The following is a 13,443-nucleotide window of genomic DNA, read 5'->3' as shown; positions in this document are numbered from 1 at the left end:
GCACCCGCTACCCGACGTCCTGTCGGGCTGACGACGTCGACGGGTCAGCGGACGACGAGAGCCGCACCACGGTGGCGCGGCTCTCGTCGGTTCGGTGCGGTCAGGGCGTCCAGTTCGGCCGCAACGGGTAGCCGTTGACGCCGTCCGGGCCGTTGCGGGTGGCCAGCACCTGGTGCAGTTGGATGCCGTTGCGTTCGAAGGCCAACCGCGACCCGGCCATGTAGAGGCCCCAGACCCGGGCGGTGCCCCGGCCCACCTCGTCGACGCAGAAGTCCCAGTTCGCCACGAGGTTGCGGCACCAGGCGGCAAGCGTCAGCGCGTAGTGCTGCCGCAGGTTCTCCTCGTGGTGCACCTCGAACCCGGCGTCGTGCACCTCGCTGATCAGGCGGCCCGGCCCGGCAAGCTCACCGTCGGGGAAGACGTACCTGTCGATGAACGCGCCGGAGCGGTGCGGGGCCCGGTTGTCGGCCCGGGTGATGCAGTGGTTGAGCAGCCGACCGCCGGGACGCAGCCGCTCCCGCAGCGCCCGGAAGTAGGCCGGATAGTTGCGTACTCCGATGTGCTCGGTCAGCCCGATCGAGGAGATCGCGTCGAACTGCTCCCGCGGGGCGTCGCGGTAGTCGAGGTGACGCACCTCGGCCAGCCCGGTCAGTCCCTCCCGCGCGATGGCCTCCTGCGCCCACTGCGCCTGCGCCCGGGACAGGGTCACCCCGATCGCCTTGACGCCGTACTCGCGGGCCGCGTGCCGGACCATGCCGCCCCAGCCGCAGCCGACGTCGAGCAGACGCATCCCCGGCTGGAGCGCCAGCTTGCCGGCGACCAGGTCGTACTTGGCCGACTGGGCCTGCTCCAGGGTGTCGGTCGGGCTGTGGTAGACCGCGCAGGTGTACGTCATCGAATCGCCGAGCACCTTTTCGTAGAAGGCGTTCGACACGTCGTAGTGGTGCGAGATGGCGGTGCTGTCCCGGCTGCGGGAGTGCCGCAGCCCGCCCATCACCCGCCGCCAGCGGGGCAGCGCCTCCTGCGGCGGGGCCGGCGGGGGCCGCAGCCGCTCCCAGCCGAGCCCGCGTACCAGGGCCAGCCCCTCGGCCAGCGAGGGGATACGCAGCCGCAGGTCCTGGAGCACCCGCAGGGCCTCGTACGGGTCGCCGGGGTGCACCCCGCCGAGCCCGAGGTCGCCGCTGACGTAGGCCCGCGCCATGCCCAGGTCGCCCGGGGCGGTGAGCAGGTAGGACAGTCCCCGCTCGGAGCGGATGTGGAGGGTGATCCCGGCGTCGGCCGGGCCGATCGCGCTGCCGTCGTAGCCGGTGATGCGGACCGGCAGGTCATGCGTGGTGACCGCGCGGACGACGTCGGCGACGGTCGGCGCCCGCCGACCCCCCGCCGGCGGGCTGGCCGGGGCGCTCGCCGCCCCCTGTTCTCGGTCGGTCAGGCTCATTTTCGTGCAACCGCCTTCTCGTAGAGTCCGGTGAGCCGATGGTCCGGGTCGTAGCGGTCCTTCACGGCACGCCAGGTCTCCCCGCCGTAGAGCCGGTCGAAGGCCGCCCGGTCGTAGTACGCGTCGGAGTAGAGCGACTTGTGTCCGCCGAACTCCGACACCATCCGCTCGATGGAGCGGTTCACCTCGCCGTCCGCGGCACCCTCCGCGATCGGCACACTGCCCCAGAAGCCGATGTTGACGTACGTCTGGCCGGGGTGCAGCGGATACAACGGCCAGGCGCGGGCGGAGCCGGGGCCGTCGGGCTCGCGCAGCCGCAACGGGCACAGCCAGACCGGCGTCATCCCCACGTTGCGGTCGAACCAGCGCAGGAAGTCGGCCGTGCCGTCCAGCGGGATCTCGACGTCCTGCACGACCCGTTCCCGGGCCGGCCGGCCGCGCCACCGGTCCACCCGGGCAGCCACCTGGTAGCGGTGTTCCAGCCGGACCAGCCGGTGGTAGACGTCGCTGCGCCGCCAGCGGGCCGGCCAGAGCCGGCGTACCACCGGGTGCTGCACCCCGAACGCGGCCGAGCACCAGAACCAGTCGGTGTCCCACCGCCACAGGTAGTCGTGGCCACTGAGGGTGTCGCGCACCCGGCGGCGCAGCGAGCGGTAGTAGATGTCCTGGCCGGTGTAGTCGCTGGGCCGCTCGGGCTCGTCGGTGAACGAGCCGAGCACCAGGTAGGACTCACCGGGGCTGAACATGACGCCGTCCATCGCGTCGACCGGCCGGCCCTCCCACTCGCCCTTGGCGACCACGTCGGCGACGGCGGCGGTCAGCTCCTCCAGCCGGGTGAACCGGATGTTGCGCAGGGCCACCGCCCGCCCGACCGGCTGGAGTTCGATGCGCAGCCGGGTGGCGTACCCCAGGCTGCCCAGCGAGTTGGGGAAGGCGGCGAACAGTTCGGCGTCCGGGCCGTCGGGGCGGGCGGTGACGATCTCCCCCGCGCCGGTGAGGACGTCCAGCTCGATGACCGACTCGTGCGGGAGCCCGTTGCGGAACGACGTCGACTCGATGCCCAGCCCGGTGACCGCGCCGCCCAGGGTGATCGTGCGCAGCTGCGGCACGACCAGCGGCATCAGCCCGTGCGGGAGGGTCGCGTCGACCAGGTCCTCGTAGGTGCACATGCCCTGCACGTCGGCGGTGCGGGCCACCGGGTCGACCGACAGGACCCCGTCCAGGCCGCTGACGTCGAGGCCGGGGGTGCCGGTGGCCGACCGGGGGCGGAACAGGTTGGAGGTGCGTTTGGCCAGCCGTACGGGGTGCCCGGGGGGCACGGCGGCGTACGACCGTCGCAACGCGTCCACCGCCAGCTCATGATCACGCAACGCGCGCATGAGATCACCTTACGCGCGAAGCGCCGTTCCGGGGGACCGCACCCCTGACCGTTTCGGATCAGCAGGCAACCGCTGCGGCGGCGGTGTCGCCGGCCTGGTCGACCGGGCCGGCGGCACCCGTCCGGCACCGGCGGACGGACGGTCGACGAGGGGCCCGCGCCCCTGGCCCGCCGGGGGCGTAGCGTGGTGACATGCCGAAAGCCGTGTGGAACGACCAGGTCGTGGCCGAGAGCGACGACACCGTCCTGGTGGAGGGCAACCACTACTTCCCCCGAAGCACCCTGCGCGACGACCTGATCACCGAGTCGGCGACGCACACGGTCTGCCCCTGGAAGGGCACCGCCTCCTACTACTCCCTCACCGACGGCGAGCACACGAGCGCCGACGCCGTCTGGTACTACCCCGACCCGAAACCCGAGGCGGAGCAGGTCCGCGACCGGGTGGCGTTCTGGAAGGACGTCCGGGTCGTCGACTGATCCCACCGGCCCGCGGGCCGACTGGCCGTCGGCCCGCCCGGTGGGTCACCATGCAGCCATGGCCGTCCCCGACCCGCACCACGATCCGTCCGGCACCGTGTACGGGGCCCGCCGGGCCGCCCGCCCCGGGCTGCCCGCCGATCCGCTGATGCGGTTCGCGCTGGCCGCCGGCCTGGCCGGCGTACTGCTGGGGGTCTTCTTCGCCACCGGCGTGCTCGGCGGCGGCGACGGCCGGGTGCCGGTGGTGCCGGCCGCAGCGCCGACCCCGGCCGCGTCGACCCCGCCCGCAGAGACGACCGGCCCGCCGGCCGCGACCACCTCCCCGCCCAGCCCGACCCCGCCGCCCACCACCCCGGCCACGGTCACCGGACCTGTCGTGTTGCGGGCGGTCACCTCCGGCCTCTGTGTCGGCACCGACGGCGCGGGCGAGACGGCCACCGCCGAACTGGCCGTCTGCACCGGCGGCGCGGAACAGCAGTGGGTCGCCAACCCGGTCGCGCCCGACCTGGTGACGCTCACCAACGCCGGGCACGGGCAGTGCCTCGACGTCGACGGCGGCAGCGGCGACGACGGCGCGCGGCTCCAGCAGTTCGGCTGCCACGGCCAGGCCAACCAGCAGTGGCGGCTGACCCCGGTCGGCACCGGGCCGGTCCTGCTCGTCGGCGTCGGGTCCGGCAAGTGCGCGCAGGTCCGCGACGACGGCACGGCGGCCGGCGACGACCTGGTGCAGGCCACCTGCACCGCCGCCGCCGGCCAACAGTGGACCCTCGGCTGAGCGCGGCCGGCCGGCGGCGGCCGGCCCGCGCCGGTCAGCCCCGGTAGCTCCAGGCGCCGGCGGGCCGGGCCGGCGTCGGGACCGGCACCGGCGCCGCGCGGCGGCGCAGCAGCAGCGACAGCAGCCCGGCGCCGATGGAGAGCGCACCGGCCGCGTACCAGGCCGGCGCGTAGTCGCCGAGCCGGTCGCGGACCAGGCCGGCGCCCGTCGCCGCGATCGCCGCCCCAAACTGGTGCGCGGCGAAGACCCAGCCGAAGACCACCGCCGCCGAGGCGCCGAAGTACTCCCGGCACAGCGCCACCGTCGGCGGCACGGTCGCCACCCAGTCCAGTCCGTAGAAGACGACGAAGACCAACATGCTCGGCCCGGTGCCACCGGTGAACAGGGCGGGCAGCAGCAACAGCGACAGTCCGCGCAGCCCGTAGTAGCCGGCCAGCAGCAGCCGGCTGTCCATCCGGTCGGTGAGCCAGCCCGAGGCGACGACCCCGACGATGTCGAAGAGGCCGACCAGGGCGAGCAGGCCCGCCGCCGTGGTCTGCGGCATGCCGTGGTCGTGCGCGGCCGGCACGAAGTGGGTACCGACCAGGCCGTTGGTGGTCGCCCCGCAGATCGCGAAGCCCCCCGCGAGCAGCCAGAACGGCCGGGTCCGGGCGGCGGCGGTGAACGCGGCCACCGCCCGCGCGGCGGCCCCGCCGGCCGCCGGCGGCCGGGGCGTCACCTCGGCCGCGCCGTAGGCGGGCAGACCGAGATCCGCCGGGTGTTCCCGCAGCCACCGGGCCACCAGCGGGACGACCGCGAGCGCCGCACCGGCCACCACCAGCGCGGCCGTACGCCAGCCGTGGTCCCGGACCAGCACCGCGAGCAGCAGCAGGAAGACCAGCTGACCGGCGGCCCCACCGGCGGTGAGCACCCCGGTGACCAGCCCCCGGCGGTGTACGAACCAGCGCCCGGTAACGGTGGCGACGAAGGCCAGCGCCATCGAGCCGGTGCCCAGCCCGACCAGGACGCCCCAGCAGAGGATGAGCTGCCAGCTCGCCGTCATGAAGACGGTCAGGCCGCTGCCGAGCGCCACCAGCGCCAGCGCGCCGGCCACCACCCGACGGATGCCGAAGCGGTCCATCAGGGCGGCGGCGAACGGTGCGGTCAGGCCGTAGAGCAGCAGGTTGACCGAGACGGCGGCGGAGATGGTGGCCAGCGGCCAACGGAACTCGGCGTGCAGCGGGTGCAGCAGCACCGACGGGGTGGCGCGGAAGCCGGCCGCGCCGACCAGCGCGACGAAGGCGACGGCGGCCACGGTCCAGGCCGGGTGGAGACGACGGGCTCGGGTCACGCTCCGAGTCTCGGGTACGCCCCGGCCGGCGACGAGTGGCCGGAAAGCCATGGTGCGCAATAATCGGGCCATGACCATCAGGCCGCACCGGATCGGCGTGCTCGCCCTCGACGGCGTGGTCGGCCTCGACCTGGGCACCCCGGCCCAGGTCTTCGGGGCCGCCCGCACCCCCGACCGGCACCCGCTCTACGCCGTCGACACCTGCACCCCCGACGGCGGCCCGGTCCGCAGCTCCGCCGGTTTCCGGATCCTCCCCGACCACGGGCTCGACCTGCTGGCCACCGTCGACACGGTGGTGGTGCCCGGCCTGCACGGCGGCCCGCCGATGACCGACGGCACGATCGACCCGGCGGTCACCGGCGCGCTGCGCGACGCCCACCAGCGGGGCGCGCGGATCATGTCGATCTGCACGGGCGCGTTCGCGCTGGCCGCCGCCGGGCTGCTCGACGGGCACCGGGCCACCACCCACTGGGCGCACGCCGACCGGTTCCGCCTGCTGTACCCGCAGGTCGACCTCGACCCGGACGTGCTGTTCATCGACTCCGGCCTGGTGCTCACCTCGGCCGGGGTGGCCGCCGGGATCGACCTGTGCCTGCACGTCGTCCGTGGCGACCACGGCAGCGAGGTCGCCAACCGGGCGGCCCGGCGGTGCGTGGTGCCGCCCTGGCGCGACGGCGGCCAGGCCCAGTACATCGAACGGCCCGTGCCGCGCAGCCCGGCCAGCGGCACCGCGGCTACCCGGGAGTGGGCCCGGCAGCGGCTGCACGAGCCGGTCGCCCTGCGGGAACTGGCCGCCCACGCCCGGATGAGCGTACGCACCTTCACCAGGCACTTCCGCTCGGAGACCGGGCTGAGCCCGGCGCAGTGGCTGCTCCAGCAGCGCACCGACCACGCCCGGCTGCTCCTGGAGACCACCGACCTGGCCGTCGACCAGGTGGCCCGGCGGGCGGGCTTCGGCACCACCGCCGCCCTGCGCCAACACCTGAACACCCGGATCGGCGTCTCCCCCTCGGCCTACCGACGCACCTTCCGCCGCACCCCCGCCGCCGGGCCGTCCGGTCCCGCCGCCGGGCCGCCCGGGGTGGAGTCAGGCGGGCTGCGGCTGGTCGCGGAGCATCCGTAGCTGCGCCAGGTGCCGGGGCAGATGCACCCGGGCATGCAGGTCGAGGGTGCGGGACCAGGGCAGCGGCTCGTCGACGACCAGGTCGAAACCCTCCCGCAGGTGCGTCTCGACAGGGGTGTCGGCGGCCGGGCCGAGCCGGTCCACCAGGCCGCAGAGCCGGCCGCTGGTGGCACGCAGCAGGGTGGCCAGGCCGGACAGCCCGCCACACTGCGCGACCAGGCCGTCCAACTCGGGCCGGTGCACCCCGGTCAGGTCGTAGTAGGCGAACGGCGTCCCGGCCAGCACCGCCTCGGTCGCCTCGCTCATCAGCTCGTCGTTGGCGATCAGGTGCGCCACGATCCGCTCCGCGTCCCACCCGCCCGGCGGGGCCGGCCGGAACCCGCCCGCCTCGACCTCGGCGAGCAGGCTCCGGTAGACCCCGCGCAGCTCCACGTCCCCAGTCAACCCCGTACCACCGGGGCGGGTGGACGGTTGTGCCGCCCGGATCACCCGGACGGGCGGCCCGGTCAGCGGGCGGAGGCGCGCCGGGACCGCAGGTAGTCGGAGACCACGTACTCGCCCAGGTCACCCAGGTCGGGAGTGAACAGGCGACCCCGGGAACGGCGGGCCACCGCGTCCATGAACCGGCGCAGGCCCGGGTCCTCACCGAGCAGGAAGAGGTTGAGCGTGACCCCGGCCCGGGCCAGCCGGTCCACCTCGCGGACGGTGGCCCGGACCGTCTCCGGCAGCGGCGGCCAGTGGAAGTACGCCTCACCGTCGTCCGGGTCGAGGTGGGCGGTCGGCTCGCCGTCGGTGACCACCAGCACCACCGGCTCGGCCCCCGGATGACGACGCAGGTGCCGGCGGGCCAGCCGCAGCGCGTGCTGGAGGTTGGTGCCCTGCCGCAGGTCCGGCTCGACCGCCGCCAGCTCCTGCTGGGTCAACGGCACCGCCTCCAGACCGAAACCGACGATCTGCAACGCGTCCTGCGGGAACCGGGTCGCCATCAGGTGCGACAGGGCCAGCGCCGTCTGCTTCATCGGCCCCCACCGCCCCTGCGACACCATCGAGTACGACAGGTCCACGCAGAGCGCCACCGCCGCCGACGCCCGCCGTTCCGTCTCCACCACCTCGAAGTCCTCGACGGCGAGTTGCAGCGGCACGGTGGGGCCGGCCCGGCGTACCGCCCGGGTGAGGGTGCGCACCACGTCCAGGGGCTGCTCGTCGCCGTACTCCCACTGCCGGGACGCCCCGCTGACCTCGCCGGCCGCCCCGGCCGTACGCAGGTCGTGCTGGCCGCGCGGGCCGGCGGTGAGGTCGGCGAAGACCCGGCGCAGCGCGGTGCCGGCGAGTCGGCGCAGCGCCTTCGGGCTGAGCGTCAACCCGTCGGCGTCCCGGCTCACCCAGCCCTGCCGGCGCAGCTCCCGTTCCAGCTCCCGCAACCGGCGTACGTCGTCGGCGGCGTCGCGGCCCAGCGTCCGGGCGACCGCGTCGACGTCCACGTCGTCCAGGGTCGCCCCCGGGTGGTCCTGGTCGAGGGAGTCGAGCAGCTCGTCCAGCTCGGCGATCTCGTCCAGCGCCCCGGTCGCCTCGCCGTAGCCGAGCGGCTGGTCGCCCCGGACCCGCTCGCCGCGCTGCCAGTTCAGGTCGGGGCGCAGCGCGCGCAGGTGGGCGTCGAGGGCGGACAGCTCACCGGCGAGCCGGTCACCGAGCGACTGCCGCATCAGCCCGGCCAGCTCCTCACGCTGCCGGTCGGACAGCGACCGCATCAGCCGCTCCCCCGCCGCCGCCCGGCGGGCCAGCACGTCGACGAGTTCGTCGACGGTGCGCGGCTGCTCCGGGAAGAACTCGCCGTGCCGGCGCATGAACTCGGCGAACGCGTCGGTGGTGTCCTCCGCGCGGGCGTGCCGGGCCAGCAGGTCGTTGAGGTCCCGCATCATCGCGGCGAGCTGCGCCTGCACGGCCGGGTCACCGGCGGCCCGCGCCGCGTCCCGCAGCCCGGCGAACCGCTGCTCCAGCACCTCGCCGCGCAGCCCGTCGAGAATCCGCTGGTACGCCTGCCGGGCCTCGTCGCTGGTCCACCGGTACCCGGCCAGCTCCTGCACCGCGCGGGCGGTGGAGCGGGGCAGGTTGTCCAGCACCGTCTCGGCGAACCGGGCGTCGTCGTCGGTACGCCCGCGCAGCGCGTCCCGTTCCGCCGCGAGGGCCTGGTCGAGCAGCGCCCGGGACCGGGTCACCGCCCCGTCCAGGTCGCCCCGGCGCAGCGCCTCCCGGCGCAGCCGGCGGGCCCGGGCGGCCAGGTCGTCCAGGCCGCCCCGGTTGTTCGGGCCCCGGCGCAGCAGGTCGCGCAGCGCCTCCCGCAGGCTGCCGCCGGCCAGCACCTCCCCGCCGACGGAGTCCACGGCGGCACGCACGTCGTACGGCGGGGCGAGCGGGTCGGGGCCGCCCTGCCACTGGCCGTACCGGAACCGGTTGCCGGCCATGCTCAGCTCCGACCGCCGTAGACGGTACGACCGGACTCGGTGACGTCCTTGCCGAGCCGGCGGGTCAGGTGCAGCCCCTCCAGCACGAACTCGACCCCGGCGGCGGCCTGCTCCGGGGTGGGCGCGTCGCCGAGCCCCAGCCGGTCCAGCGCCTTGGCCAGCCCGGGCACGGTGCCGACCTGGCGCAGCAGTTCCGCCGAGGAGACCAGCTCACCGGTCTCGATCACCGCCCCCTCGGCGACCAGCGCGGTGAACCCGGACAGGTCCAGTCCGGCCAGCCGGGCCCGGAACGTCTCGGCGGTCGCGGTGCGCAGCAGGTGGGCGAGGACCTCGATCTCCCGCCCCTCCTCGCCGCTCTCGAACTCGACCTTGCCGCGCAACGTCGAGGTCACCGACACCGCGTCGCCGACCCGGGCGACCGGCGCCTCCTGCCGTACCGTGGCGTCGCCGTCGGCAGGCGCGGCGCCGGCGGGTCCCGCGAGCAGGCCGGCGCGGCGCAACGCGGCGGCGGCGACGGTCTCGGCGGCGGCGATGGCGAACCGGGCGGAGACCCCGGAGCGCGGGTCCACCGACGACGACTCGCGCACCGCGCGGGCGAACCGGGCGAGCACCTCCAGCACGTGCTCAGGCACCTCGGCGACCAGGTCGGCCTCCTGCCGGATCAGCGCCAGCTCCAGCTCCAGGTCGACCGGGTAGTGGGTGCGGACCTCCGCGCCGAACCGGTCCTTGAGCGGGGTGATGATCCGGCCCCGGTTGGTGTAGTCCTCCGGGTTGGCGCTGGCCACCAGGAACAGGTCCAACGGCAGGCGGAGCTGGTAGCCCCGCACCTGGATGTCCCGCTCCTCCAGCACGTTGAGCAACGCGACCTGGATGCGCTCGGCCAGGTCGGGCAGCTCGTTGACGGCGAAGATCCCCCGGTTGGTGCGTGGCACCAGCCCGAAGTGGATGGTCTCCGGGTCGCCGAGGGTACGCCCCTGGGCCAGCCGGATCGGGTCGACGTCACCGATCAGGTCACCGACGCTGGTGTCCGGGGTGGCCAACTTCTCGCCGTACCGCATCGAGCGGTGCAGCCAGCCGACCGGCAGGTCGTCGCCGGCCTCGGCGACCAACGCGCGGGAGGCCGGGGTCAGCGGGTGCAGCGGGTGCTCGTTGAGCACCGAGCCGGGCAGCACCGGGGTCCACTCGTCGAGCAGCGCCACCAGCGAGCGGATGAGTCGGGTCTTGCCCTGGCCGCGTTCGCCGAGCAGCACCATGTCGTGGCCGGCGAGCAACGCCCGCTCGACCTCGGGCAGCACGCTGTCGTCGTAGCCGACGATGCCGGGGAAACGGTCCTCGCCGGAACGCATCCGGGCCAGGAGGTTGTGGCGGAGTTCCTGCTTGACGGTCTGGTACCGGTGTCCGGCGGCGCGCAGCGCGCCGAGGGTGCCCGGCAGGTCGGCGGGCGGGACCGGGAGAGCCTGGTTGGGCGCAGTCACCCGACCCACGCTAGCGCGCTCGGGTGGCCGGCGGTCCACCCCGTGGGGGATCGATGCCGGGAACCCTCCCGGCCCCGACGGGGCTGGCCCGCGCGGATCACGGCGCTTCGCGCCGCCGTCGAACGCGGCCGTCAGCGGTGGTCGGCGACGTACCGCTGCGGGTCCTTGTCGGCGAAGCGCAGGTTGCGGCCGGACCTGTGCTCGCCGTAGAAGGTCAGCCAGCGGGCGCCCAGCTCGGCCCGCAGCTCGACGGAGGCGTGGCGGCGGAAGTCCGGCAGCGCCTCGTCCTCCTCCTCGGCAAGGTGTTCGCTGTTCTCCCGTCGGGCCTGCCACACCGCCGCCCACCACTCGTCGGAGCCGACCGGATGCCGCTTCGACTCGGCGATCGCGTCGCGGATCTTGTTGTGGTCACCGATCGCGTCGGCGGTCTCGTCCTCGCCGTCGTCGCCGTGCCGGACCAGGTGCGGGTAGAGGATCGCCTCCTCCGCCTCGGCGTGGACGTCCAGGTGCAGGGCGAGCGCATCCCAGACCGCGAGCAGTTCGGCCTCGTCGCGGGCGTCGTCCAGGCGGGCGAAACCGCGCCGGAAGGCGGCGTGGTCGTCCAGGATCAGCGCGGTGATGTCGTCCATGATCGGTTCACTTCCCCCAGGTCGGGCGGCGGGTGGCGCTGCCCGAAGGTACCCCGGCCGACCGGACGGCATACCCGTCTTGCCGGGCCGACCCCGGAGCCGACCCGCCCCGGGCTGCCCGGCACCCGGCCGGCGGCGTCCCCGGCCGCACTAGGGTCGAGATCATGACCTACCTCGCCGCGGACGACCGCTACGACCAGATGACCTACCGCCGCAGCGGGCGCAGCGGCCTGCGGCTGCCCGCCCTCTCGCTCGGGCTGTGGCACAACTTCGGGCCGGACCGCCCGTTCGACAGGCAGCGGGACATCGTCCGCCGGGCGTTCGACCTCGGCATCACCCACTTCGACCTGGCCAACAACTACGGCCCGCCGCCCGGCGCGGCGGAGGAGACGTTCGGCCGGCTGCTCGCCACCGACCTGAAGCCGTACCGGGACGAGCTGGTCGTGTCCAGCAAGGCCGGCTACCTGATGTGGCCCGGGCCGTACGGCGAGTGGGGTTCCCGCAAGTACCTGATCTCCTCGCTGGACCAGTCGCTGCGCCGGATGGGGCTGGATCACGTCGACATCTTCTACTCCCACCGCTTCGACCCGGAAACCCCGCTGGAGGAGACCATGGGGGCGCTGGACTCAGTCGTCCGGTCCGGCCGGGCGCTCTACGTCGGCGTCTCCAACTACGACGCGGAGCAGACCGCGCGGGCCGCCGCGATCCTGCGTGACCTGGGCACCCCGCTGCTGATCAACCAGCCGTCGTACTCGATGGTCAACCGCTGGACCGAGGACGACGGGCTGCTCGACACGCTGGCCGAGGTCGGCGCGGGCTGCATCGCGTACAGCCCGCTGGCCCAGGGGCTGCTCACCGACCGTTACCTCGACGGCATCCCGGCCGACTCCCGGGTCCGCACCAGCGTCTTCCTCGACGAGAGCGACGTGACCGACGAGAAGCTCGCCACCGTCCGGGGCCTCGCCGGGGTCGCCGAGCGGCGGGGACAGACGCTCGCCCAGCTCGCCCTGGCCTGGGCGCTGCGCGACCCCCGGATGACCAGCCTGATCATCGGGGCGAGCAGCGTGGCCCAGTTGGAGGGCAACGTCGCCGCCCTGGCCCACCTCGACCTGACCCCCGACGACCTCACCGAGATCGACCGCCTCCTCCCCTGACCGGGCCCGGCCGTCGAATCAGGGCTGTTGGCTCGGAGTTGCGGTATCCGGGCCGGGTGATGCCGCTGTTGGGCCGATGTCGTGTCGATCTTGCGAGAGCGTCGATCTGGCGGGGCGGGGCGGTCCGGCGCGGGTCACCAGACGCGGCGGCGGCCGGCCCGGTGGTTGCGGACGCCGCAGGGACGGCCGGGTGGGACGGGTGCCGGGCGGCGCAGCCGGATCGCCACCACCGCCACCAGCAGCACGGTCACCACCACCGCCGCGCCCACCACCAACCGCAGGTTGCCGCCGCCGACCTGGGTCACCGACGCCACCGGTACGCCGGCCTCCCCGGCCGGTCCGGCGGACCCGACGCCGGCCGGCGTCGCCCCGGCGGAGGCGGCCCGGTCCGGGCCGACGTCGGTCGTACCGTCGGTCGGCTCGGTGGCGGCCGGACCGGTGGCGGCCGGGGTCGGGTCGGCCGGGGTGGCCGCCGGCACACCGCCCGCCGGGCGGAACAGCACGTCGGAGCAGGAGTAGTAGGTGTCCGGGGTATCGGAGTTCTGCCACACCGTGTAGATCAGGTGCCGCCCGGTCAACCCGGCGGGCAGCCGCCCCGGGATCTGGTACGACCCGTCCCGCAGCGGCGGGTCGGTCACCGACAGGAACGGGATCGTGTCGAGATCCGCCCAGCGCAGGGGCGTCCGCGGGTCGTACCCGGAGCGGGTCGTGTAGAGCCGGAAGGTGCCCCTGTGCGGGATGGTGCCCCGGTAGCGGAACGTGTACCTCGCCCCGGCGGTCAGCTCGGTCGCCGGCCAGTCCGCCCGCGCCAGGTCCAGCCCCCGGTAGGCCGACAGCCCGCCGCTGCACAGCTCGCCGTCCGGGATGCGCTGGCGGTCGCGGCCGTTGACGCCGTACACCCGGATGTTGTCCCACTCGCGCACCGCCGCGCCCGCCGACACCGCCGCCAGGCAGGCGGGCGTCGAGACGTGCGGCCCCTGCGGGCCGCAGGCCGCCGAGCGGCTCAACGGGCTGGTCGGTGCGCCGTGCGCGGCGGCAGGAGCCGCGTCGAGCAGCACGGTCACCGCCACGACCGCGAGGGCGGCGAACGTTGCGCGTACGGTCATCTGGTCGACCTCCCGCCCTTGGTACGGACGCGGGCGGGCAAAGGTTCGACGGTACGGCGTGCGGGCCGGCGGCGGAGGGGCGGTTGATCTGTCGAT

At 74.7% G+C, this 13,443-nt stretch carries 12 protein-coding genes; 4 read left to right on the top strand and 8 right to left on the bottom strand.

The genetic code is table 11. The features are described 5' to 3' along the window. Positions 1-100: 100 nt before the first annotated feature. Together Q2K16_RS26595 and Q2K16_RS26590 are read right to left on the bottom strand one after the other, a co-directional pair. A complete protein-coding gene (locus tag Q2K16_RS26595) occupies positions 101-1,438 on the bottom strand; it encodes a class I SAM-dependent methyltransferase (protein WP_302740877.1) in 1,338 nt (445 codons plus the stop codon). Beyond that, positions 1,435-2,817, bottom strand: coding sequence for an FAD-binding oxidoreductase (locus tag Q2K16_RS26590; protein WP_302740876.1), 1,383 nt, complete (start codon positions 2,815-2,817; stop codon positions 1,435-1,437). The genes Q2K16_RS26595 and Q2K16_RS26590 overlap by 4 nt, the downstream gene beginning before the upstream one ends. Before the next feature lie 191 nt (positions 2,818-3,008). Between Q2K16_RS26590 and Q2K16_RS26585 the strand changes: the two genes are divergently transcribed. Together Q2K16_RS26585 and Q2K16_RS26580 are read left to right on the top strand one after the other, a co-directional pair. Then, complete coding sequence (locus tag Q2K16_RS26585) at positions 3,009-3,293, top strand: DUF427 domain-containing protein (RefSeq protein ID WP_088641843.1); 285 nt, start codon at positions 3,009-3,011, stop codon at positions 3,291-3,293. Between the two features lie 58 nt (positions 3,294-3,351). Continuing rightward, complete coding sequence (locus tag Q2K16_RS26580) at positions 3,352-4,068, top strand: RICIN domain-containing protein (protein ID WP_302740875.1); 717 nt, start codon at positions 3,352-3,354, stop codon at positions 4,066-4,068. Between the two features lie 34 nt (positions 4,069-4,102). Here the strand turns inward: Q2K16_RS26580 and Q2K16_RS26575 are convergent, their stop codons facing one another. Continuing rightward, the gene (locus Q2K16_RS26575) at positions 4,103-5,398 is read right to left on the bottom strand and encodes an MFS transporter (RefSeq protein WP_302740874.1); all 1,296 of its coding nucleotides are present in this window, start codon (positions 5,396-5,398) and stop codon (positions 4,103-4,105) included. Positions 5,399-5,468: 70 nt separating this feature from the next. On the opposite strand from Q2K16_RS26575, the gene Q2K16_RS26570 reads away from it, so the two are divergent. Further along, complete coding sequence (locus tag Q2K16_RS26570) at positions 5,469-6,521, top strand: GlxA family transcriptional regulator (protein ID WP_302740873.1); 1,053 nt, start codon at positions 5,469-5,471, stop codon at positions 6,519-6,521. Here Q2K16_RS26570 and Q2K16_RS26565 read toward each other — a convergent pair. The 4 genes from Q2K16_RS26565 to Q2K16_RS26550 form a co-directional block, all read right to left on the bottom strand. Then, entirely contained in the window at positions 6,486-6,965 is a 480-nt protein-coding gene (locus tag Q2K16_RS26565) for a hypothetical protein (RefSeq protein ID WP_302740872.1), read from the bottom strand. The two genes, Q2K16_RS26570 and Q2K16_RS26565, sit on opposite strands and share 36 nt — an antisense overlap. Positions 6,966-7,027: 62 nt before the next feature. Beyond that, positions 7,028-8,983 (bottom strand): VWA domain-containing protein, encoded by a 1,956-nt coding sequence (locus tag Q2K16_RS26560; protein ID WP_302740871.1) that lies wholly within the window; start codon positions 8,981-8,983, stop codon positions 7,028-7,030. A 2-nt stretch (positions 8,984-8,985) separates the two neighbouring features. Beyond that, positions 8,986-10,467 carry a magnesium chelatase ATPase subunit I gene (locus Q2K16_RS26555; protein WP_302740870.1) on the bottom strand — a complete coding sequence of 494 codons (1,482 nt, stop codon included), beginning with the start codon at positions 10,465-10,467 and terminating at the stop codon, positions 8,986-8,988. Between the two features lie 122 nt (positions 10,468-10,589). Beyond that, positions 10,590-11,087 carry a hemerythrin domain-containing protein gene (locus Q2K16_RS26550; protein ID WP_302740869.1) on the bottom strand — a complete coding sequence of 166 codons (498 nt, stop codon included), beginning with the start codon at positions 11,085-11,087 and terminating at the stop codon, positions 10,590-10,592. A 164-nt stretch (positions 11,088-11,251) separates the two neighbouring features. Between Q2K16_RS26550 and mgrA the strand changes: the two genes are divergently transcribed. Beyond that, positions 11,252-12,241, top strand: coding sequence for an L-glyceraldehyde 3-phosphate reductase (gene mgrA, locus Q2K16_RS26545; protein WP_302740868.1), 990 nt, complete (start codon positions 11,252-11,254; stop codon positions 12,239-12,241). Between the two features lie 134 nt (positions 12,242-12,375). Here the strand turns inward: mgrA and Q2K16_RS26540 are convergent, their stop codons facing one another. Beyond that, a complete protein-coding gene (locus Q2K16_RS26540; protein WP_302740867.1) occupies positions 12,376-13,347 on the bottom strand; it encodes a lytic polysaccharide monooxygenase auxiliary activity family 9 protein in 972 nt (323 codons plus the stop codon). Positions 13,348-13,443 lie beyond the last annotated feature (96 nt).

It is taken from the genome of Micromonospora cynarisoli (assembly GCF_030518815.1).
GTDB lineage: Bacteria > Actinomycetota > Actinomycetes > Mycobacteriales > Micromonosporaceae > Micromonospora > Micromonospora wenchangensis.
The sequence above is the reverse complement of the archived record's forward strand: the minus strand, read 5'-3'. Positions and strand labels throughout refer to the sequence as shown.